The sequence below is a fragment of the Streptomyces sp. ITFR-21 genome (genome assembly GCF_031844685.1).
Classification (GTDB): domain Bacteria; phylum Actinomycetota; class Actinomycetes; order Streptomycetales; family Streptomycetaceae; genus Actinacidiphila.
On the sequence record NZ_CP134605.1, the window covers coordinates 2667940 to 2692886 of the forward strand.

Consider the following 24947-nt stretch of genomic DNA (forward strand, 5'->3'; position numbering starts at 1 on the left):
AGTCGGCGGGGCGGAGGCGTCAGCGGCCGTCGGCACGGGACGCCCCGGGCTCGGGCGCGGGCAGGAATCCGGTGCGTACGAAGTAGTCGACGTACGTACGCACCGTGCCGTCGGTGATCCGCGGCGGCCGGATGCCGAGTCGGCCCAGCTGCGCCGCGGTACGGGAGGAGTCGAAGGCGCGGCCGGCGGGCGGCGCGACGTCGGCGGCACCGGGCAGCGCGTTCCGGGCGTGGGTGTCGGCTCCGCTGCCGGCGCCGGCCTCCCCCCGGGCATCGGCCTGGGCGTCGGACCGCATGCCGAGCAGGAGTTGGGCCACATTGCCGGTCTGCGCCCCCACCCGCTCCAACCACCGATCGGGGGTGACCTGCTGGAGGGGGTAACCGCGGTCGCGGAGCACGGTGAAGACCCGGTCGACGGTCGGCGCGGACGGATCGGTGAAGTGGAAGTTGGAGCCGGGCGCGAGCTGTTCACCGGTCAGCCGGACGATCGCCGCGCTGACGTGGTCCACCGGGACCCACCCGGTCGACTCGGCCGTCCCGTCCGGCACCGCGCCGGCCTGCACGCAGCCCTTGACGAACTGCCAGAGCAGGTCCCGCTCCTGGCAGGCCCCGGTGGTGCGGTCGCCGGCGATCCGCCCCGGGCGGTGCACGTGCACCGGCACACCGTGCCGCCGTGCCAGGTCCACGATGCCCTCGGCCACCCACTTGCTCTGTGCGTAACCGCTGGTCAGTGCGTCCGGCGGGCCGGGCGTCGTGGTCTCGGTGACCGGGCCGGGGCCGCCGCCGGGCGCGTACACGCTGGTCGTGGAGACGTAGTGCAGGACGCCGGAAGGCGCGTCGGCGACCACCCGGAGCAGCTCCCTGGTGCCGTCGACGTTCGCGGCCCGCAGACTCCCGTAGGGCGCGAGCACGTTGACGTCCGCGCCGTTGTGGATCACGGTGCCGGCCCGCCGGCTCAGCGTGGTCAGCGCGCACCTGTCCCAGCCGAGCGACGGGGCGGACAGGTCGCCGGGCAGCGCCACGATCCGCCGCTCGTAGCCCGCCCGCCACAGGCCGTAGTGGGTGAGCGCTGCCCGCAGCCGGTCCAGCCCCTGCTCGGGGCCGGCCGCCCGGACCAGGCACTCGACCGGTTCATCGGACGACTCCAGCAGGTCACGCAGCAGGAACGCGCCGAGGAAGCCGGTGGCGCCGGTGAGCAGTGTCCGGCCGGCGCCCGCGGTCGGCCCGGTGGCCCGGGTGCGCCGGACGTCGCCCAGCAGTTCCACCTCCTTGACCAGGTCGACGGGCCCGGTGAGCGCGTCGCCCTCGCGCGCCCGGTCCAGCAGCCGGGACACGGCGGCGACCGTCGTGGCGGTGAACAGTCCCCTGATCGGCAGCCGCACCCCGAAGAGCTCGTCCACCCGCTGGGCCAGCCGGACCAGCAGCAGGGAGTGGCCGCCGAGGTGGAAGAAGTCGTCGTCGATGGAGAGGTGGGAGACGCCGAGCAGGTCGGCGAAGACCTCGCAGAGGGCCGCCTCCTGCGGGGTGCGCGGGGCCCGGCCGCCGGCGGGGGCCGCGGTGCCGGGTGCCGGCAGCGCCCGGCGGTCCACCTTGCCGTTGGGGGTGAGGGGCAGCGCGGCGAGGTGGACGAGGACGGCCGGGACCATGTGGTCGGGCAGCCGTTCGGCCAGCGCCGCTCTCAACTCCGCGTCGTCGGGCAGGATCCGGTCCGCCGCCGGGGTCAGGTAGGCGACGAGCCGGCGGTCGCCGGGCCGGTCCTCACGGACGACCACACACGCGGCACCCACACCGTCCAAAGCGGCCAACGCCGCCTCCACCTCACCGAGCTCGATCCGGAAACCACGCAACTTCACCTGACCGTCAACACGGCCCACATACTCCAGCTGACCACCAGCACCCCACCGCACCAGGTCACCGGTCCGGTACATCCGGCTGCCCGGCGATCCGAACGGATCAGCCACGAAACGCCCCGCCGTCAGACCCGGACGCCCCAGATAACCACGCGCCAACGCCGGACCCGCCACATACAACTCACCCACCACACCCCGCGGAACCACGTCGAGAGCGTCACCGAGCACGTAGACCCGGCTGTTGACCACCGGCGTACCGATCGGCACCGTGTGCCCCGGAGCGTCGGGACCGACCGCGTCCAGGGGTGCGCTGATGCTCGCGCAGACCGTGGTCTCGGTCGGGCCGTACGCGTTGTGAATCCGGCGGCCGGACGCCCAGCGCCGCACCAACTCCGGGCTCGACGCCTCACCGGCCAGGACGACACAGGCCCCCGCGAACGCCTCCGCGCCGTACGGGACGGCACCGAGCACGGCAGGCGTCAACGTCACATGGGTAATCCCCTCCCGCGCGGCCAACGCCGTCAGTCCGGGACCCGGGAGGAGAACGGCAGGATCGGCGAGAACCAGCGTGGCACCACTGCCCAGCGCCATCACCACCTCCCAGAACGCGGCATCGAAACTCGGCGACGCCATCTGCAACACCCGACTGCCGACACCGACCCCCAGCACCTCCGCATGCGTACGCACCAAACCCGCCACACCCCGGTGCGTGACCACCACACCCTTCGGCCGACCGGTCGAACCCGACGTGTAAATCACGTAGGCCGCCTGATCGGGATGGACGAGGTGGGTAACGCCGGGTGTCCCGACCGGGTCCGCGCTCAGCTCCTCCCGGTCCAGCAGCGTGGACGGGAGGTCATGCAGCGGCAGTTGGGCGGCGAGCTCGCCGGTGGTGATCAGGTGCACCGGACGCGCGTCCTCGACCATGTACGCCAACCGCTCCCGCGGATAGGCCGGGTCCAGCGGCAGATAAGCGGCCCCCGCCTTCAACACCGCCAGCACCCCCACCGCCAACTCCACCCGCCGCGGCAACGCCAGAGCCACCACCGACCCCGCCACCACGCCCCGAACAGCCAGACGAGCAGCCAACCGATCGGCCCACGCGTCCAGTTCGCCATACGTCAACGCCCGCGACCCGTCACGCACCGCGACAGCCTCCGGCATACGCGCCACCCGCTCAGCGAACAGCTGCGGGAAGGTCGCCGCCGGCACAGCGGCTTCCTGTCCGCGGCCGAGGGCCAGGATGTCGGCCCGTTCCCGGTCGGTGAGGGCGGTGTAGTGGGTGAGCGGCCGGTCGGGGTCGGCGGTGAGCTGGGTGAGCAGATGCGTGAGGCGGTCGGTGAGACGGCCGGCGGTCGCCGCGTCGAACAGCTCGGTGGCGAACTCGACGGCCACATGCAGACCGCCCGCGTCCGGCAGCTCGGTGAAGGAGAAGGTCAGGTCGAACGTGCTGACACCGCCGTGCCCGGTGAGCGGTGTGGCGGTGAGGCCGGGCAGGTCGAGCCGGGCGGCCCGCTGGTTCTGCAGGGCCAGCATCACCTGGAACAGCGGCGACTGGTTCTGCGCCCGCACCGGGTTCAGATCCTCCACCAGCCGCTCGAACGGCAGATCCTGATGCTGGTACGCACGCAGATCCGCATCCCGGACCCGCCCCAGCAACTCCCGGAACGTCGGATCCCCGGACAGATCAGTCCGCAGCACCAGGGTGTTGACGAAGAACCCCACCAACTCGTCCAGCGCGTCATCCGTCCGACCCGCGATCGGCGTACCCAGCGGAATGTCCGTACCGGCCCCATGCTGGTGCAGCAACAGCGCCAGACCCGCTTGCAGCACCATGAACAGACTGGTACCGGTCTCCTGCGCCAGCCACCGCAACCCCTCGTGCACGGCGGGTTCGAAGGTCGCCAGGCGGATGTCGCCGCGGTGGGTGACGACCGCGGGCCGGGGCCGGTCCAGCGGCAACGCGATCTGCTCCGGCAAGCCGCGTAACGCCTCCCTCCAGTACGCCAGTTGCTCAGCGGCCAGGCCGCCGGTGGATTCTGAGCCGTCGCCGTCCAGCAGCTCGTGCTGCCAGAGGGTGTAGTCGGCGTACTGCACCGGCAGCGGCGCCCAAGTCGGCGCGCGGCCTTGGAGTCGGGCCCGATACGCGACGGCCAGATCCCGGGTCAACGGATCCAGCGACCACCCGTCCGCCGCGATGTGGTGAACGACCACCACCAGCGTGTGCCGGTCCACCGCCTCCCGGAACAACCACGCACGCAACGGCAGATCAGCCGTCACGTCGAACGGCTCGGCCAGCACCCGCGCGACATGCCCGCCGACATCACCGCGGCCCGCGTCGCGCAGCACCAGGCGCGGCGCCGCCTCCCGCGCTGGCAGCACGGACTGGTACGGGCTGCCGCCGGCTTCGGGGTAGCGGGTGCGCAGCGTCTCGTGCCGGCCGACCACGTCGCCCAGCGCCGCCTGGAGTGCGGGGACGTCGAGGGTGCCGTCGAGCCGGACCGCCAGCGGGATGTTGTAGGCGGCGCTCGGGCCTTCCAGCCGGCCCAGGAACCACAGCCGCCGCTGGGCGAACGACAGCGGCAGCACGTCGGGCCGCTCGGCCGCGGCCACCGGCCGCCGGCCGTCGCCGGCACCCGTGATGATCCGGGCGAGGGCGGCCACGGTCGGGTGTTCGAACAGATCGCGTACCGCGATCTCCACGCCCAGGACCGAGCGGATCCGGCTGATCAGCCGGGTCGCCAGCAGGGAGTGGCCGCCGAGCAGGAAGAAGTCGTCGTCCACGGAGACGTCCGGCACACCGAGCAGGTCGGCGAACAGCCCGCACAGCGTCTCTTCCTGCGGGGTACGGGGGGCGCGTCCGGCCGGGCCGCGGCCACCGGCGTCGGGCGCGGGCAGGGCGCGCCGGTCGACCTTGCCGTTGGGGGTGAGCGGCAGCGCGGACAGTTCCACGAACGCCGACGGCACCATGTGGTCCGGCAGAGTGGCGGCCAGCGCGGTACGCAGCCGCGCAACCTCCACCGGCGGGCCGGCCGGACCGGGGTCGCCGCTCGTCCCGGTCGTGGTCAGGTAGGCGACGAGCCGGCGGTCGCCGGGCCGGTCCTCACGGACGACCACACACGCGGCACCCACACCGTCCAAAGCGGCCAACGCCGCCTCCACCTCACCGAGCTCGATCCGGAAACCACGCAACTTCACCTGACCGTCGACACGGCCCACATACTCCAGCTGACCACCAGCACCCCACCGCACCAGGTCACCGGTCCGGTACATCCGGCTGCCCGGCGATCCGAACGGATCAGCCACGAAACGCCCCGCCGTCAGACCCGGACGCCCCAGATAACCACGCGCCAACGCCGGACCCGCCACATACAACTCACCCACCACACCCCGCGGAACCACGTCGAGAGCGTCACCGAGCACGTAGACCCGGCTGTTGACCACCGGCGTACCGATCGGCACCGTGTGCCCCGGAGCGTCGGGACCGACCGCGGCGAGTTGGGCGCTCATGGTGACGCAGACGGTGGTCTCGGTCGGGCCGTAGCCGTTGAACAGCCTGCGTCCGTCCGCCCATTGGCGCACCAGTTGCGGGGACGACGCCTCGCCGGCGAGCAGGATCGTGGCGCCGGGCAGGAGGGTCTCGTCGGGGGGCAGCGCGGCGAGCACGGCCGGAGTGATGGTGACGTGGGTGATGCCGCGGTCCCGGAGCGTGTCGGCCAGGCCGGCGTTCGGCAGCAGGGTGTCGGCGTCGGCCATCTCCAGCGTCGCGCCGCTCAGCAGGGCCGAGGCGATCTCCGAGAAGGCGGCGTCGAAGCTGGCCGAGGCCAGCTGGAGCACCGCGCTGCCGGCGCCCATCCCCAGAACGGCGGTCTGGCTGCGGACCAGGCTGTTGAAGCCGCGGTGGGTGACGGCGACGCCCTTGGGACGGCCGGTGGAGCCGGAGGTGTAGATCACATAGGCGGGATGGTCGGGATGGACCGGGCGGTCGGGGTGTCCGGTGCCGACCGGGTGGGTGCCGCCGGGTGCCCCGGCCGGGTCCGCGGCCTCCTCCTCCCGGTCCAGCAGGGTGAAGGGAACCTTGTACGGAGGGAGTTGGGCCGCCAGGCGTTCCGTGGTGATCAGGTGCACCGGACGCGCGTCCTCGATCATGTACGCCAACCGCTCCCGCGGATAGGCCGGGTCCAGCGGCAGATAGGCGGCCCCCGCCTTCAACACCGCCAGCACCGCGACCGCCAACTCCACCCGGCGGGGCAACGCCAGAGCCACCACCGTCTCCGGGGCCGCGCCCCGGGCTGCCAGGCGGCCGGCCAACCGGTCGGCCCACGCGTCCAGTTCGCCGTACGTCAACGCCCGCGACCCGTCACGCACCGCGACGGCCTCGGGTGTGCGCGCCACCTGCTCGGCGAACAGCCGCGGGAACGTCCGCTCCGGCAGTTCTCGTACCGGGCCGCCCCCCAACGCCGACACCTCCTCCCGTTCCCGGTCGGTGAGGGCGGTGTAGTGGGTGAGCGGCCGGTCGGGGTCGGCGGTGAGCTGGGTGAGCAGGTGGGTGAGGCGGTCGGTGAGACGGCCGGCGGTGGCCGCGTCGAACAGCTCGGTGGCGAACTCGACGGCCACATGCAGACCGCCCGCGTCCGGCAGCTCGGTGAAGGAGAAGGTCAGGTCGAACTTGCTGACACCGTTGTGGCGTTGGATGACGGCGGCGTCGATCCCGGGCAGGTCGAGCCGGGCGGCCCGCTGGTTCTGCAGGGCCAGCATGACCTGGAACAGCGGCGACTGGTTGCGCGCCCGCACCGGGTTCAGATCCTCCACCAGCCGCTCGAACGGCAGATCCTGATGCTGGTACGCACGCAGATCCGCATCCCGGACCCGCCCCAGCAACTCCCGGAACGTCGGATCCCCGGACAGATCAGTGCGCAGCACCAGGGTGTTGACGAAGAACCCCACCAACTCGTCCAGCGCGTCATCCGTCCGACCCGCGATCGGCGTACCCAGCGGAATGTCCGTACCGGCCCCATGCTGGTGCAGCAACAGCGCCAGACCCGCTTGCAGCACCATGAACAGACTGGTACCGGTCTCCTGCGCCAGTTCCCGCAGCGCGCGGTGCAGCGAGCCGTCGAGCGTCCGCAGGTGCATCTCCCCGCGGTCGGCGGCAGTCGCGGGCCGGGGCCGGTCCAGCGGCAGCGCGATCTGCTCCGGCAGCCCCCGCAGCGTCTCCCGCCAATACGCCGACTGAACGGCCGCCACGCCCTGTTCACCGTCCAGCAGCTCGTGCTGCCACAGGGTGTAGTCGGCGTACTGCACCGGCAGCGGCGCCCACTCCGGCACACGCCCCTCCAGCCGGGCCCGGTACGCCGTGGCCAGATCCCGCATCAGCGGATCCAGCGACCACCCGTCCGCCGCGATGTGGTGAACCACCACCACCAGCGTGTGCCGGTCCACCGCCTCCCGGAACAGCCAAGCCCGCAACGGCAGATCAGCCGTCACGTCGAACGGCGTCCGCACCGCGGCCCCCACCGCGCCGTCCGCCCACTCCCGCGCCCCGGCCGGCGAGAGGCCGGCGGGGACCTCCATGACCGCCAGGTGGGGCCGGGCTTCCCGCGGGGGCAGGATGTGCTGCCGCGGGGCGCCGTCCGTCTCGTGGAAGACCGTGCGCAGCGTCTCGTGCCGGCCGGTCACGTCGGCCAGCGCGGCTCTCAGCGCGTCGACGTCCGGTTCCCCGGTCAGCCGCAGGGTCAGCGGGATGTTGTAGGCGGCGCTCGGGCCTTCCAGCCGGCCCAGGAACCACAGCCGCCGCTGGGCGAACGACAGCGGCAGCACGTCGGGACGCTCGGCCGGCCGCACCGCGTCGCGGGCCGACGAGGCGCCCGCGACGGCGGGTGCCAGAGCGGCCACGGTGGGGTGTTCGAACAGGTCGCGCAGCGGCAGCTCCACCCCGAGCACCGAGCGGATCCGGCCGACCAGCCGCGTGGCCAGCAGCGAGTGGCCGCCGAGGTCGAAGAAGTCGTCGTCGATCGACACCTGGTGGCGGCCCAGCAGGTCGGCGAACAGCCCGCACAGGATGCTCTCCTGGGGCGTCCGCGGCTGGCGGCCGGGGCGGCCGGCCGGCCCGGCCGGGTCCGGCGCGGGCAGCGCGTCCCGGTCGGTCTTGCCGTTGGGGGTGAGCGGCAGCGCGGACAGTTCCACGAACGCCGACGGCACCATGTGGTCCGGCAGCACGGCTGCCAGTCCGGCCCGCAGCAGCGCCGGGTCGAGCGGCGGGGCGCCCTGTGCGGCGGTGGAGACGTACGCCACCAGCCGGGGGTCGCCGGGCCGGTCCTCCCGGAGCAGCACGGCCGCGCCCCGGACTTCCGGCAGGGCCGTCAACGCGGCCTCGATCTCGCCGGGTTCGATCCGGTATCCGCGCAGCTTGACCTGGTCGTCGACGCGGCCGAGGTAGTCGAGCTGTCCGTCGGCGTTCCAGCGCACGAGGTCCCCGGTCCGGTACATCCGGCTGCCCGGCGGGCCGAACGGGTCGGCGACGAACCGCCCCGCGGTCAGACCGGGCCGCCCCAGGTAGCCGCGCGCCACTCCGGCACCGGCCACGTACAACTCACCCGCCACACCGCGCGGGGCGAGGGCCAGCGCCGGATCGAGCACGTACACCGCGGTGTTCCACACCGGGGTCCCGATCGGTACCGACGCGGCGGGGACCGGCTCCCCGGGGCCGATACGGAGGGCGACGCAGCCGACGGTGCACTCGGTCGGCCCGTACTCGTTGACCACGGTCGCGGCCGGGTTGCCGTCCCGCCAGCGGCGCAGCACACCACCGGTCAGCTGCTCACCGCCGACGACCAGGTCCCCGGCGAACTCCGGCCGGTCCAGGTGCTCCAGCAGCGCCAGGTGGCTCGGGGTGACCTTCAGTAACCGGTACGTCCCGGGCCAGGCCCGCGGGGCCGCCGGCCGGGCACCGAGGTCGTCCCAGGTGACCTGGCCGCCCGCGGTCAGCGGGACCAGCACGGAGGTGACGGTGAGGTCGAAGGCGATGGAGGAGTGGAACGATGCGTGGCCCGCCGCCCCGGGATACGCGGTCCGCGCCCAGGACACGTAGTCCACCACGTTGCCCTGTGTGACGACGACGCCCTTGGGGCGGCCGGTGGAACCGGAGGTGTAGATCACATAGGCCGGGTGGCCGGCGGACCGGTCCTGCCGCGGCGGAAGGGCCGGTCCGCCGGTGGACTGCGGGTCGGGGGCGTCCAGTACGGTGGCCGGCACGTCAGTGGCGGGCAGACCGGCGGCGATCTCGCCGGTGGTGACCAGGTGCACCGGGCGGGCGTCGTCCAGCATGTGGGCCAGGCGTGCCGCAGGGTAGGCCGGGTCCAGCGGCAGGTACGCGGCGCCCGACTTCAGTACGGCCAGGATCGCGACGACCAGGTCCGTGCCGCGCGGCAGGGCGAGAGCGACGATCCGCTCGGGACCGGCGCCGCGCGCCGCCAGGTGAGCCGCCAACCGGTCGGCTCGGGCGTCGAGTTCGGCGTAGGTCAGGGAGCCCGCGGGATCCCCTACGGCCACCGCCCCGGGGGTCCTGGCGACCTGCTCGGCGAACAACTCCGGGTAGGTGGCGGCCGGTTGCGGCCGCACGGCGCCGCGTCCGAGCGCGAGCAGGGTGTCCCGCTCGGTGGCGGTGAGGACGTCGAGGGTGCCGACGCGGCGGCCGGGGTCCTCGGCGATCGTCGTGAGCAGCGCGACGGCCCGGTCGGCGAGGGAGGCGACGGCCTCCTCGGTGAAGACGTCGGCGCGGTAGTTGAGGGCGAGCCGCAGTTCGGTTCCGGGGTCGACGGTGAGGGCGAGCGGGTAGTGGGTGGCGTCCGCGCCCTGGAAGCCGGTGACCCGCAGCCGGGGCAGCCCGTCCCGCGGCGGCTGCTCCGACACCGCGTCCAGCGGGTAGTTCTCGAAGACGGCGAGGGTGTCGAAGAGCGTCGGCAGCCCGGTCAGCGCGCGGATCTCGGTGAGCCCCAGGTGCTGGTGGTCGAGCAGCCGCGCCTGTTCCTCCTGCACCCGCGCGCTCAGCTCCGCCAGCGACTCCTGCGGGCGTATGTCGACACGTACCGGGATGGTGTTGATGAACAGGCCGATCATCGACTCGACGCCGGGGATCTCCGGCGGCCGACCGGACACCGTGGTGCCGAAGACGACGTCCTGTTGCCCGGTGGCCCGGCCCAGCACGATGGCCCAGGCGCTCTGCACCACGCTGTTGAGGGTCAGGCCCTGGCTCCTGGCCGTCGCGCGCAGCCGGGCGGTGGTCTCCCCGGGCAGCGCGGCGACCAGCCGTCGCGGCAGCGCGGCGGCCGGGGCCCGGCCGCCGTCCGAGCCGCCGGGGCCGGCCAGCAGCGTCGGGGACCCGAGCCCGGCGAGCGCGAGCCGCCACGCCGCCTCGGCGGCGCCCCGGTCGCGGGCGGCCAGCCACGCCAGGTAGGTGCGGAACGGGGTGACCGGCGGCAGCGCGCTGTCGTCGCCGTCCCGCGCGTACAGCTCCAGCAGCTCCCGGAGCAGCACCGGCATCGACCAGCCGTCCCACAGGATGTGATGGCTCGTCAGCACCAACCGGTGCTCCTGCGGCGCCAGCCGGACCAGGCACAGGCGCAGCAGCGGCGGCTCGGCCAGGTCGAACCGCTCGGCCCGGTCGGCGGCCAGGAACCGGGCCAGCTCCGCCTCCGCGTCGGCCCGTTCCCCGCCGCTGAGGTCCATCTCCTGCCAGCGCGGCGGCACCTCGGTGGCCACCGCCTGTAGCGGCTCGTCGAGGTCCTCGTGCAGGAAGCCGACCCGCAGGTTCGCGTGCCGGCGCAGCAGCGCCGCCGCCGCGCCGCGCAACCGGCCCGCGTCCACGGGCCCTTCGGTCTCCAGCACGATCTGCACCGTGTACACGTCCACGCCGTCGGCGTCGTACAGCGAGTGGAAGAGCATTCCCGACTGCAACGGCGTCAGCGGCAGCAGTTCCTCCAGGCCGAACCCGGTCATTTCCCTCTCCCCCACTTGTCCGTCAGCTTGCCGGCCAGCCGGTCCAGCTGAGCCTGTTTGATGGTGACCAGCGGCATGTCCGACGGGGTGAAGCCACCCGCGCCGGTGCCGCGGACGTGCTCGACCAGGGCGCGCAGCACCCGCAGCCAGGTGTCCGCCATTTCCCGTACGTCCGGCTCAGGCAGCAGCTCCGGCAGCCATGACCACTGCGCGAACAGCCGCGGCCCGGACGGCAGGTCCCGGGTGTGCGCGTTGAGCTCCAGTACGTGCGAGGCGGGCATGTCCGGGTCCTGGCTGCGCGGGGCGGGCGCGTCGAAGACGACCTGCCAGTCGCCGCCGGCCGCCGGGGCGGTGCCCGGGATCCGGCCCAGGTAGTTGAAGCCGATCTGCGGCGCGGTGTCGGTCCCGGCCAGCACGTCGCGGGTCGCGGGGTTCAGGTACCGCAGCAGTCCGAAGCCCAGGCCCCGGCCGGGCACGGCCCGCAACTGCTCCTTGACCTGCCTCAGTGCGCGGTCGAGCGTGCTGCCCGGGATCCGCGCGGCGGTCAGCGGCGGCACCGGGCCGGGGTCGAGGCGGACCGGGAAGAGGCTGGTGAACCAGCCGACCGTCCGCGACAGGTCCGCGCCGTCCGCGATCTCCTCGCGTCCGTGGCCCTCCAGGTGCAGCAGCAGTTCGGTGCGGTCGGAGAGCCCGCGGCGGGTGCGCCAGTCGACCACCGCGAGCGACAGTCCGGCAAGCAGCACGTCGTTGACGCCCGCGTGGTACGCCGACGCCACCGTGGTGAGCAGCGGCCGGGTCCACTCCTCGGGCAGTTCGACCGTGTGCGTGGCCAGCCGCTGCGCGGTGTCCCGTGCCGGGTCCGGCGCGCGCCGGCCGAGCGGCGGATCGGGGGTGCGCGACACGTCCTGCCAATAGGGCAGTTCGGCGACCCGGCGGTCGGTGGCGGCGTCCGCGGTGAGCAGTTGCGCCCACCGCTTGAAGGAGGTCGCCGGCAGGGGCAGCACGTCCGCGCCGCCCGGCCGGTCCCGCGGGCCCACCGCGGCCCAGGCCGCGGGCAGGTCGGCGGCGAGCGTACGCCACGACACGCCGTCGACCGCCAGGTGGTGGACGACCAGCAGCAGCCGGCCGGAGCGGCCCGGCCCCGTGTCGAACCAGACGGCCCGCAGCACCGTACCCGCCGCGGGCGCCAGCGCCCGGCGGGCCGCCTCCGCCTCCCGGACGTAGACCGCCTCGGACTCGGCGGTGCCGAGTCCGGAGACGTCCACCCGGGTCAGCGCCGCCGCCGCGGACACCGCGCCCGCGTCCGGCACTTCCAGCGCGGGCCGGCCGCCGTCGGGATCCGCGGCGAGCCGCAGCCGCAGCGCGCCGTGGGTGTCCACCAGCGCCTGGAGTGTCCGCGCGAGACCGGCCTCGGTCGCGTCCGCCGGGGTCCGGAAGGTCATCGACTGGTTGAACCCGTCCTGCCCACCGGGCCGGTCCAGGAACCAGGTGACGATCGGCGTCGGTGGAACCGGGCCGGTGCCGGTGTCGGGACCCGCCGCCGGACCGGCCGTGAGCGGTGCCGCGACCCTGGCGATCCGCTCGGGCGTACGGTGCACGAACACGTCCTGCGGGGTGATCGCCAGGTCGGCGCCCCGTACCCGGCTGACGACCTGGATGGACAGGATGCTGTCGCCGCCGAGTTGGAAGAAGTCGTCGTCGATGGTGACCCGGTCCAACCCCAGCACCTCGGTGAAGACGCCGCAGATCGCCTCCTCCTGGGCGGTGCGCGGAACGCGCCCGCCGTCGGCGGCGCGTGCGGCGGGCCCGGGGGCGGGCAGCGCCTTGCGGTCGATCTTGCCGTTCGGGGTGAGCGGGAGTGCGGCGAGTTCGACGAACGCGGCGGGCACCATGTAGTCCGGCAGCGTCACCGCCAGCGCGGCCCGCAACTCCGCCTCGGACGAGCGGTCCTCGGTGCCGGTGAGGTAGGCGACCAGCCGTCGGTCGCCGGGCTGGTCCTCGCGGACCACCGCGCAGGCCGTCGAGATTCCCTTCTGCCCGGTCAACGCCGCTTCGATCTCGCCGAGTTCGATCCGGTATCCGCGCAGCTTGACCTGGTCGTCGACGCGGCCCACGTATTCCAGCCGGCCGTCGGTGTTCCACCGCGCCAGGTCCCCGGTCCGGTACATCCGGCTGCCCGGCGGGCCGAACGGGTCGGCGACGAACCGCCCGGCGGTCAGCGCGGGCCGCCCCAGGTAGCCGCGCGCCAGACCGGCGCCGGCGAGGTAGAGCTCACCAGTGACGCCCCGGGGAGCCGGGGCGAGGCGCCGGTCCAGGACGTACAGGCTCATGCCGTCCAGCGCCCGGCCGATGGGCGGCGCCACCTCCGACCGGTCGCCGGACCGGACCAGGTGCCGGGTGGCGAAGGTCGTCGTCTCCGTCGGGCCGTAGACATGGTGCACGGCGGTCCCGGGACAGGCGGCGGCCACCTTCTGCAACACTCCGGCGGCTGCCTTCTCCCCTCCGGCACAGACCATCCGCAGACCCGCGAAGACGGCCGGGTCCGCGTCCGCCAGCGCGTTGAACAGCGCCGTGGTCAAGAAGAGCGCGCCGACCCCTTCGTCCCGTACCATCCGGGCCAGCGTCTCGGGACCGACCACGCCGGGCGGCGCCACCACGACGCGCCCGCCGGCCAGCAGCGGCACCCACAGTTCGAAGGTGGACGCGTCGAAGGCGTACGCCGAATGCATCAGCACCGCGTCGGAAACACCCTCGAACAACGTGTCCCGGGCCAACGCCAGCACATCCGCGTGCGTGACCGCGACCGCCTTCGGCTCACCCGTCGAACCCGAGGTGAACATCACGTACGCCAACCGCTCACCGCCGCCGACCGGCGGCAACTCCGCGCGGGGGAGCGGCTCCTGCTCGGACAATCGGCCGGCCGGGTCGAGTTCGAGCACGCGGATCCCGGCGACGGCCGCCTCCCGGACCCAGGCGTGGTCCCGCCACACCGCGTCCACCAGCAGCACCTGGACACCCGCCGTACGGACCGCCTGCCGAATCCGCGCCACCGGCCACCGACCGTCCAACGGCACATACGCACCCCCCGAACGCAACGCGCCCAGGGACGCGACAACGAGCCCCGGGCAGCGGTCCATCAGCACCGCCACCCCACCCTCGGGCCGCACCCCCCACCCCACCAGCACACCCGCCAGGTACTCGGAGTGCCTGTCCACGTCCCGGTAGGTCAGCTCCACACCGGGCGCCCGGACCGCGACCGCCCCGGGGTTCCGGGCGGCGGCCTGCGCGAAGGCCGCGGGCAGGGAGAGATCCGTCGGCTCGTCGGCGCGGCCCCGGCCGAGGGCCAGCACCTCGGCGCGTTCGTCCGGGGCCAGCGCGGTGTAGCGGGTGAGCGGCCGGTCCGGGTCGGCGGTGAGCTGGGTGAGCAGGTGGGTGAACCGGTCGAGCAGCCGGGTGACGGTGGCGGGGTCGAACAGTTCGGTGGAGAACTCCACCGCGGTGTGCAGGCCGCCCGCGTCGGGCAGCTCGGTGAAGAAGAAGGTCAGGTCGAACTTGCTGACACCGTTGTGGCGTTGGATGACGGCGGCGTCGATCCCGGGCAGGTCGAGCCGGGCGGTCTGCCGGTTCTGGAGCGCCAGCATGACCTGGAACAGCGGCGACTGGTTCTGCGCCCGCACCGGGTTCAAGTCCTCCACCAGCCGCTCGAACGGCAGATCCTGATGCTGGTACGCACTCAGATCCGCATCCCGGACCCGCCCCAGCAACTCCCGGAAAGTGGGGTCGCCGGACAGATCGGTGCGCAGCACCAGGGTGTTGACGAAGAACCCCACCAACTCGTCCAGCGCGTCATCCGTACGACCGGCTATGGGGGTGCCGAGCGGGATGTCGGTGTCACCGCCGTGCTGGTGCAACAGCAGGGCCAGACCGGCCTGGAGCACCATGAACAGACTGGTACCGGTATCCTGCGCCAGCCGCCGCAGCGCGCGGTGCGCGAGGGGATCGAGGGTACGCACCTCGGCGTCGCCCACGTGGGCGCTGATCGCCGGGCGCGGGTGGTCCTGCGGGAGCGCGATCTGCTCCGGCAGGTCCCGTAGCACCTCCCGCCAGTACCCCAGTTGCTCGTCGGCGACACCCTCCGCGTCCAGGAGCCGGTGCTGCCACAGGGTGTAGTCGGCGTACTGCACCGGTAGCGGCGCCCACTCCGGCGCACGCCCCTCCAGCCGGGCCCGGTACGCCGTGGCCAGATCCCGCATCAGCGGATCCAGCGACCACCCGTCCGCCGCGATGTGGTGAACCACCACCACCAGCGTGTGCCGGTCCACCGCCTCCCGGAACAGCCAAGCCCGCAACGGCAGATCAGCCGTCACGTCGAACGGCGTCCGCATGGCCTTCCGTACGCCCGCGTCGACCCACGCGCGGATCCCGTCGTCCGTCGAACCGCCGGGCGGGTCGGCCGACTCCACCTGGGGGGAGGCCGTTTCGGCGGGCAGGACCAGCTGGTGGGGGGTGCCGTCGGCGTCCGGGTAGACCGTGCGCAGCGTCTCGTGCCGTCCCACCACGTCGGCGAGTGCGGCGCGGAGTGCCGGCACGTCCAGAGCGCCCTCAAGGCGCAGGGTCAGCGGCACGTTGTAGGTGGCGTTGGGGCCCTCGAAGCGGTTGAGGAACCACAGGCGGCGCTGCGCGAAGGACAGCGGCAGCAGCTCCGGGCGGTCCGCGGCGGATATCCGGCGGCGCCCGTCACCCGTCGCGGTCAGCGCCGCGGCCAGCCGGGCCACCGTCGGGTGCTCGAACAGGTCCCGGATCGCCAACTCCGCGCCCAGCACCGTGCGGACCCGGCTGACCAGCCGCGTCGCCAGCAGCGAGTGGCCGCCGAGCTCGAAGAAGTCGTCGTCGGCGAAGACCTGTCGGACGCCGAGGAGGTCGGCGAAGATCCCGGCGAGCGCCTCTTCGCCCGGGGTGCCCGGGAGGCGGCCCTCCGCCGCGCCACCGGCGGCCGGGTCGGGGGCGGGCAGCGCGTTGCGGTCGATCTTGCCGTTCGGGGTGAGCGGGAGTGCGGCGAGTTCGACGAACGCGGCGGGGAGCATGTAGTCCGGCAGCGTCGTCCGGAGCGCGTCGCGCAGCCGCACGGGGTCGAAGGGCGCGCCGTCCTCGGTCCGGGTGAGGTAGGCGGTGAGCCGCCGGTCGCCGGGCCGGTCCTCCCGGAGCAGCACCGTCGCGCCACGGACCTCCGGCAGCGCCGTCAACGCGGCCTCGATCTCGCCGAGTTCGATCCGGAAGCCGCGCAGCTTGACCTGGTCGTCGACGCGGCCCACGTATTCCAGCCGGCCGTCGGCGTTCCACCGCGCCAGGTCCCCGGTCCGGTACATCCGGCCGCCCGCGGGACCGTGAGGGTCGGCGACGAACCGCCCGGCGGTCAGCGCGGGCCGCCCCAGGTAGCCGCGCGCCAGACCGGCGCCGGCCACGTACAACTCGCCCGGCACACCGGACGGAACCGGCTGGAGGCGCCGGTCCAGGACGTACAGGCTCATGCCGTCCAGTGGCCGCCCGATCGGCGGCACCACCTCCGACCGGTCGCCGGACCGGACCAGGTGCCGGGTGGCGAAGGTCGTCGTCTCCGTCGGGCCGTAGACATGGTGCACGGCGGTCCCGGGACAGGCGGCGGCCACCTTCTGCACCACTCCGGCGGCTGCCTTCTCCCCTCCGGTGCAGACCATCCGCAGACCCGCGAAGACCGCCGGGTCCGCCTCCGCCAGGACGTTGAACAGCGCCGTCGTGACGAACACCGACCCGAGTCCCTCGTCGGCGACGATCCGGGTGAGGGCGGCGGGCTCCAGTACGCCGGGGGGCGCGATCCTGATCCGCCCGCCGGCCAGCAGCGGCACCCACAGTTCGAAGGTGGACGCGTCGAAGGCGTACGCCGAATGCATCAGCACCGCGTCGGAAACACCCTCGAACAACGTGTCCCGGGCCAACGCCAGCACATCCGCGTGCGTGACCGCGACCGCCTTCGGCTCACCCGTCGAACCCGAGGTGAACATCACGTACGCCAACCGCTCACCGCCGCCGACCACCTCGGGCAGCGCGCCGGGCAACTCCGGTGCCCCCTGCGTCACACAGCCGGCCGGGTCGAGCTCGAGTACCCGGATCCCGGCGGCGACGGCCTCGGCCACCCAGGCATGACCACGCCACACCGCATCCACCAGCAGCACCTGGACACCGGCCGTACGGACCGCCTGCCGAATCCGCGCCACCGGCCACCGCCCGTCCAACGGCACATACGCACCCCCGGCGCGCAGGGCGCCGAGCGACGCCACCACAACTCCCGGGCAGCGGTCCATCAGCACCGCCACCCCGCCCTCGGCCCGCACCCCGCACCCGACCAGCACACCCGCCAGTGCGGCGGTCAGCGCGTCGAGTTCGGCGTAGGTGAGGGTGGTCGTGTCGTCCCGTACCGCGACGGCCCGCGGGGTGCGGGCCGCCTGCTCGGCGAAGACCTCCGGGACGCTGGGGGTCGGCTCCGGGCGGACCGCTGTCCGCCCGCCGAGGGCCAGGGTGTCGGTTCTTTCCTGATCGGTGAGGGCGGTGTAGTGGGTGAGCGGCCGGTCGGGGTCGGCGGTGAGCTGGGTGAGCAGGTGGGCGAGGCGGTCGGTGAGACGGCCGGCGGTCGCCGCGTCGAACAGCTCGGTGGCGAACTCGACGGCCACATGCAGACCGCCCGCGTCCGGCAGCTCGGTGAAGGAGAAGGTCAGGTCGAACTTGCTGACACCGTTGTGGCGTTGCAGGACAGCGGCGTCGATCCCGGGCAGGTCGACGCGGGCGGTCCGCTGGTTCTGGAGCGCCAGCATGACCTGGAACAGCGGCGACTGGTTGCGCGCCCGCACCGGGTTCAAGTCCTCCACCAGCCGCTCGAACGGCAGATCCTGGTGCTGGTACGCACGCAGATCCGCATCCCGGACCCGCCCCAGCAACTCCCGGAACGTCGGATCCCCGGACAGATCCGTCCGCAGCACCAGGGTGTTGACGAAGAACCCCACCAACTCGTCCAGCGCGTCATCCGTCCGACCCGCGATCGGCGTACCCAGCGGAATGTCCGTACCGGCCCCATGCTGGTGCAGCAACAGCGCCAGACCCGCTTGCAGCACCATGAACAGACTGGTACCGGTCTCCTGCGCCAGCCACCGCAACCCCTCGTGCAGCGAGCCGTCGAGCGTCCGCAGGTGCATCTCCCCGCGGTCGGCGGCAGTCGCGGGCCGGGGCCGGTCCAGCGGCAGCGCGATCTGCTCCGGCAGCCCCCGCAGCGTCTCCCGCCAATACGCCGACTGAACGGCCGCCACGCCCTGTTCACCGTCCAGCAGCTCGTGCTGCCACAGGGTGTAGTCGGCGTACTGCACCGGCAGCGGCGCCCAAGTCGGCGCGCGGCCTTGGAGTCGGGCCCGATACGCGACGGCCAGATCCCGCATCAGCGGATCCAGCGACCACCCGTCCGCCGCGATGTGGTGAACCACCACCACCAGCGTGTGCCGGTCCACCGCCTCCCGGAACAACCACGCACGCAACGGCAGATCAGCCGTCACGTCGAACGGCTCGGCCAGCACCCGCGCGACATGCCCGCCGATGTCCTCCGCGTTCGCGTCGGTGACGCCGACGCGCGGTACCGCCCGCTCCGGGGGCAGGACCACCTGGTGCGGGACGCCGGCGCTCTCGGGGTACGCCGTGCGCAGCGTCTCGTGCCGCCCCACCACGTCGCCCAGCGCCGCCTGGAGTGCCGCGATGTCCAGCGGTCCTTCCAGGTCGACGGTCAGCGGCACGTTGTAGGTGGCGTTCGGACCCTCGAAGCGGTTGAGGAACCACAGCCGGCGCTGCGCGAAGGACAGCGGCAGCAGCTCGGGCCGGTCGAGGACACCCACCGTCGGCCGGGCGCGGCCGGTGCCGTCGCCGACGCGGGCCAGCCCGGCGACCGTCGGGTGCTCGAACAGCTCCCGCACCGACAGTTCCGCGCCCAGCACCGAGCGGACCCGGCTGATCAGCCGCGTCGCCAGCAGGGAGTGGCCGCCGAGCAGGAAGAAGTCATCGTCCACGGAGACATCCGGCACGCCGAGCACCTCCGCGAACAGCCCGCACAGGACCTGCTCCCGCGGGGTGCGCGGCGCCCGGCCCGACGGTCCGGCGGTGCCCGTCGCGCCGGGTGCGGGCAGCGCGCTCCGGTCCACCTTGCCGTTGGGGGTGAGCGGCAGCGCGGGCAGTGCCACGAACGCCGACGGCACCATGTGCTCGGGCAGTACCGCCCCGAGCGCCTCCCGCAGCGCCGCGGCTTCGGGCAGGTCGGCGGCTCCGGAGCCTCCAGTGTCCCGGGTGTCTCCGGTGCCCGTCAGGTAGGCGACGAGCCGGCGGTCCCCGGGCCGGTCCTCGCGCACGACCGCGCACACGGCACCAACCCCGTCCAAGGCGGCCAACGCCGCCTCGACCTCACCCAGTTCGATCCGGAAACCACGCAACTTCACCTGATCATCAGCACGGCCCACATACTCCAGCCGGCCGTCCGCATCCCACCGCACCAGATCACCCGTCCGGTACATCCGGCCGCCCGCGGGACCGAACGGATCAGCAACAAACCGCCCCGCCGTCAGACCCGGACGCCCCAGATAACCACGCGCCAACGCCGGACCCGCCACATACAACTCACCCACCACACCCCGCGGAACCAACCCCAACCCCGCATCCAGCACGTAGAGCGCGCTGTTGATGACGGGCGTGCCGATCGGGACCGACAGGGGGCCGGAACCGGCCGGGTCCAGGGGGGCGCTGATGGTGGCGCAGACGGTGGTCTCGGTCGGACCGTACGCGTTGTGGATCCGGCGCCCGGGCGCCCACCGCCGCACCAGCTCCGGGGCCGACGCCTCACCGGCCAGGACGATGCGAGCCCCGGCGAACGCCTCGGTGTCATACGGGGTGGCAGCGAGCACGGCCGGGGTGAGGGTCACGTGAGTGATGCCCTCCTTGGCGGCCAGCGCCGTCAGTTCGTGACCGGGCAGAAGGGTGGCAGGATCCGCGAAGACCAGCGCGGCACCATTGCCCAACGCCATCGCCAACTCCCAGAACGCGGCATCAAAACTCGGAGACGCCATCTGCAACACCCGGCTGGCACCCGACACCCCCAGCACCTCGGCATGCGTACGCACCAGACCCGCCACACCCCGGTGCGTGACCACCACACCCTTCGGCCGACCGGTCGACCCCGAGGTGTAGATCACATAGGCCGGCTGATCGGGGCGGGTACCGACGGAAGGCGGCGCCGCCGGGAAGGCGCCCGGCTCGTCCGCGTCCTGCGCCGCGTCCGTCTCCGCGCCGGTGTCCGCATCCGCATCCGCATCCGCATCCGCATCCAGCATGGTCATCGGCAGCCCTGACGTGGGCAGTTGGGCCGCGAGGTCGCCGGTGGTGATCAGGTGCACCGGCCGCGCGTCGTCCATCATGTACGCCAGCCGCTCCCGCGGATACGCCGGATCCAACGGCAGGTAGGCGGCACCCGCCTTGAACACCGCCAGCACCCCCACCGCCAACTCCACCCGGCGGGGCAGCGCCAGAGCCACCACCGACCCCCGGACAACACCCCCAGCGACCAGACGACCGGCCAACCGATCAGCCCGCACATCCAGTTCGCCATACGTCAAAGCCCGCGAACCATCACGCACCGCAACAGCCCCCGGAGCCCGCACCACCTGCTCGGCAAACAACTGCGGAAACGTGCGCTCCGGCAGCTCCCGCGCCGGCCCACGCCCGGACGCCAGCAGCTCGGCCCGTTCCCCGGGCGACACGGCGTCGAGAGCGGCGACCGGCGTCCCGGGCAGTGCGCGGGAGAGCGAGGTCAACAGCGCGACGATTCCGCGCTGATGGGGAGCCAGACTCTCGGGCGGATAGAGATCCGGGTTCGCGTCGAACCCGATGAGGGGGCCCACGTCCTCGGAGCGTTCGGACAGGAAGAACGCGATCTCGTCCACCGGGCCCGTGGACAGGACGCGGGACGTCGCCGGGGTGTCGCCGAACACCAGGCCGTAGTCGTACGGCATGACGTTGACCACCAGGCTGGTCATGAGGTTCGAGCCGCCGGGGATCCTCATGTCCCGGACCAGCATCTCGCGGGAGTACCGGCGGTGGCGCAGGGCACCCCGGATCTCCGCCGCCACGTCCTTGATCAGCCCGCCCACGGTCGTGCCGGGTGATATTCGCACGTGCAGCGGGACGACGTTGGCGGTCATGCCGGGGGTGTCGCCGAGAGCGCCGGCGCGCCCGTTGGTGGTCAGGCCGAGCATGACGTCGGCGGACCCGGTGGCGCGCGAGACGTGCAGCGCGGCGGCGGTGACCGCGACGGCCGACCAACTCGTCCGGGCGGCACGGCCGACGGCCTTGAGCCCGGCCAGGACCTCGGCGCCGAGTCCTTCGGCGGCGTGCAGGCCGGGCGCGCTGCCCTCCTGCTCACCGGCCCGCCGGATGCCGGCCCGCTCCTCACCGGCCCGCTCCTCACCGGCTCGCTCCTCGACGGTGCGGCGGCTCGCCGCCGCGCGCCGCGCGACGAGGGCGTCCGGTGCCGTGAAGTCCGCCAGCCGGCCGGCCCAGTACGCACGGTCCCGGGTGTACTCAGCGGACTCCTCGTACGCCCGCTCGCCGTCCACCAGTGCCCGCAGCGACGCGGTGCTCGCCTCGACGGCGGTCCCGCGCACATGTGCCGTATACAGCTCGGCCACCCGGCGGGCCACCAGCGAGACGCTCAGCCCGTCGACCACGAGGTGGTGGTAGCGCGAGTACCAGAGGTACCGGTCGTCGGCCAGTTTGATCAGGAAGTGGGTGAAGAGTTCGGCGGGCCGCGTCGGGTCCGCCGGTCTGCGCAGGTCTCCGGCCATGAGTCTCTCGGCGGCGGCCGACGGATCGGAATGCGCGGTCAGATCGACCAGGGAAGGCGGTACCCGGCGCGGCGGCAACAGACGCTGGTAGGGCAATCCGTCGGTCGTGAAGAACTCGACGTGCAGTGATTCGCACTCGTGTACGGCTCTCGCCACGGCCTCGGCGAACGCGGCCTCGTCGATGCGGCCCGCCATCGCGAGGCATTCGGCGATGTTGTATTTCGGGTTCGCCGGGTCCAGATGCTGGCTGAACCACACGCCCTGCTGGGCGCGGGTCAGCGGTAGGACACGGGAATCGATTTCGCGCATGCCAATTCCGCCGTTCAGGTAAGTCCGGTGAAGTGAGGAGGGGGGCGCGACGTCCCGGCCGGCCCGCGCCACGGCCGCGGCGACCGGTATCGAGCGGGCGGGCGGCGTCGGCGTCGGGGCCGAGGCGGAGGATCCGGTCCGGGCGCCCGGCCGCCGAAAAGCCGCCCCCGTACGGAGGCCGACCGCCTCACGGCACCGCGCGGGCCGACCCGCCGGGTTCGCGCCCGCCCGGTCCCGGGCGCGTCTAGGCCCGCGCGTCCATGACCGCGGCCAGGCCGGCCGGCCGCATGTCCGTCCAGGTGGCTTCGACGAAGCGCACGCACGCGTCGTGTGAACTCTCGGCGAGCGCCACACGCCAGCCCGCTGGCACCGCCGCACCGGCCGGCCACAGCGAATACTGCCGCTCGTCATTGACCAGGACGAGGAAGGTGGCACTTTCGTCATCGAACGGATTTGCCATTGGAGAACTCCCACTCATCGTTGTCCTCGGTCTTCGCCCACGGGCCGGACACGGCTCCCTCCGCGTTCCGTTCAAGGAATTCAACCGGTCCGACCATCATTCGTGGCCAGGGCCCGGCCAGCGTACAACAGCGACCTTGTCATCGCCGGAGGAAAGGAGCGGACGGCAGAAATGGCCGATTGGCGACCTCGGTACGCAGTCGCTTCGCACCACCCTGATTCACCTCGGCGAACCGGGATATAAGTCGACCCGCACGCAGTGAACAAGCTTTCGGTTCCAGGGCGGCAGCCCCGTTCAACTGCGACTTCTTGAGCCACCTACGGCCGCACCGGTAGTCGCGTGGATAAATGCGGGGCCGGCTCGTCACGGATGGCCGGAAGCGCACCCCGCAAACGGCCACAACCGATGCGGCAGCAGCTCAGGAATGGCCAAACCCTCAATCGGAGACCACAGAATCGGAAATCAGCGCGCACGGCAAAGGCGACTGGCATAAGCCCGTCGAACACGCGCCGCATTATCGCGCGGATGTGCACTTCAGAGCCAGGGCAGCCGAACAGCACCCCAACCCCACCCATCCCATTCACCACAGGAGTCACTTCCGTACGGGCGTTTCCGATGTGTTTCCGCGACGTACCCACCGGGTTCCCGGTCCGCGTCGGCGGCAGGAGCGCGGACGCCCGCTGCTCGCTGGGAGGAGAAATACGCCCATGGACGTACGCCGGGTGCGGACGGACAGCGGCCGGACCCGCCCCCTACGCTCCGTGCGGCAGCGGGCCGGGGCGGACGGGCGCGACGCGAGTCGGTCCCAGGAGAGCAGACGCGCGCGGGGCGGCGGTCGACCGGTGCGGGCCGGCCGCGAAAGGGACACGCCGTGCAGCGCGAGGCCGTCGTCTTCCACGGGACCGGCGGCAGCCCCGAGGTCTGCTGGTACCCGTGGCTGGGGCGCCGGCTGGCCGAACGCGGCTACGCCGTGGAGATCCCGCACTACCCGGGTCTCACAGGGAACCCGTCGCCACCTTCCTGCCGAAGGTACTGGCCGGCCACGCCTTCGACGAGCACACCGTCCTGGTGGGCCGCTCGGGCGGCGCCGCGCTGCTCCTCGCGGTGCCGGAGCACATCGACACGGCCGTGCCGCAAGCCGTCCTGGCGGCGGGCTACTCCACCCCGCCGAACACCGCCGACGCACCGGTCCTGCAACCCGCCCACGACTGGGCCGCCGTCAAAGCCCGTGTCCGCGACCTGTACTTCATCAACTCCCGCCAGGGCCGCTACGGTTGCGACGACCGGCAGGGCCGCGCCATGTTCGAGCGGCTGGGCGGCACCCCTATCGTCCGCGACGACGGCCACTTCGGCGACCACGACCAGCCGTACCCGACCTTCCCGCTGCTCGACAGGCTCATCGGCCGACCCGACGGCACCGGTCCGCCCGCGGGGCCTCGGTGTCCTGCCGCCGACCGAAAGACCCGGGAGCCGGGGGCCGTCCGGGGCGGGGCGACGGCCGCCGCGGCCCGGGAGAAGGTGGAGTGCGGGCTTCCCCTGTACGGGTGCCGGGGTGCCCGCTAGCGTGGCCGGGGTGCGGACCCTGGCGGACGACCTCTTGGTGCTGTCGATCGGCAGGAGCGGACGGCTGCGCTGCGCCGAGACCCTCCCGTACGGTCTGCGCGGCGCGGAGTTGGCGGACCTGGTCGCGGCCGGACGCGTCGCGGTCGAGACCACGGGCGGCCCCATCCGTATCGCCGTACTGGACCCGTCACCGGTGGGAGACGTCCTGCTGGACCGGGCGATCCGGTGGGTTTTGCGCGAACCGTCCCCGCTGCATCCCTCGGCGTTCGTCAAGCGGACGGTCGGCAGGTCTCCGGGCGCCCACATCGACCATGCGAGGGACCTCGGCACGGTCACCGTGGACCCGCGGCGCGCCGGCCGCCCGGCGCCGGGAAGGATCAGGGTGGTCGACCCGGCGCACCGGGAGGCGGCCCGCGCACGCGTGGACCACGTCGTCGACTCCGACCGGCCGCTCGACGCCCTGGACGCCCAGGACGTGGTGCTCGCCGCCCTGGTGCAGGCGATCGGTCTCGGCGACCGGCTCTACGCGGGACCGGTCCACCGCCGACGCCGCAGGCGGCTGGACGGGATCGCCGAGCGGCACTGGGCCGCGGTCATCGTCCGCCGTGCCGTCCCGCAGCCCCGCTCCGGTCCCTCCCTCCCCGGGAGCGACGGCCACTTCGGCGGCATGCCGCCCGGTGCGGACGCCGCTCTGTGAGGGCTGACGGACCCGCGACCGCGGAGGACGGGCGGCCACGTCGGGGCGGAGCCGGGGGCGGCGCCGGCAGCGGCGCCGGGCCGGCGGATCCCGGTGGCGACGGCGGAAAGCCGGGCGGGAGAACCTGGCGGCGGGGACCGGCGGGACGGGGACCGGCGGGACGGGGACCGGCGG

5 protein-coding genes are annotated in these 24947 nt (G+C 73.2%); 2 read left to right on the forward strand and 3 right to left on the reverse strand.

Translation table 11 applies throughout. The features are described from left to right. Window positions 1–19: 19 nt before the first annotated feature. The 3 genes from RLT57_RS11705 to RLT57_RS11715 all read right to left on the reverse strand — a co-directional run bounded on the left by RLT57_RS11705 (window position 20) and on the right by RLT57_RS11715 (window position 22513). On the reverse strand, window positions 20–10846 hold the full coding sequence (locus RLT57_RS11705; RefSeq protein WP_311297330.1) for a non-ribosomal peptide synthetase: 10827 nt from the start codon (window positions 10844–10846) through the stop codon (window positions 20–22). Continuing rightward, window positions 10843–22053: a non-ribosomal peptide synthetase gene (locus RLT57_RS11710; RefSeq protein WP_311297331.1), complete on the reverse strand. Its 11211-nt coding sequence runs from the start codon at window positions 22051–22053 to the stop codon at window positions 10843–10845. Before RLT57_RS11710 ends, RLT57_RS11705 begins: the two co-directional genes overlap by 4 nt. Before the next feature lie 244 nt (window positions 22054–22297). Then, window positions 22298–22513: an MbtH family protein gene (locus RLT57_RS11715; protein WP_311297332.1), complete on the reverse strand. Its 216-nt coding sequence runs from the start codon at window positions 22511–22513 to the stop codon at window positions 22298–22300. Between the two features lie 933 nt (window positions 22514–23446). Here RLT57_RS11715 and RLT57_RS11720 point away from each other — a divergent pair. Then, entirely contained in the window at window positions 23447–24076 is a 630-nt protein-coding gene (locus tag RLT57_RS11720; RefSeq protein WP_311297333.1) for a hypothetical protein, read from the forward strand. 10 nt (window positions 24077–24086) lie between these two features. Further along, window positions 24087–24773 (forward strand): GOLPH3/VPS74 family protein, encoded by a 687-nt coding sequence (locus RLT57_RS11725; RefSeq protein ID WP_311297334.1) that lies wholly within the window; start codon window positions 24087–24089, stop codon window positions 24771–24773. The last annotated feature ends 174 nt before the right edge of the window (window positions 24774–24947 follow it).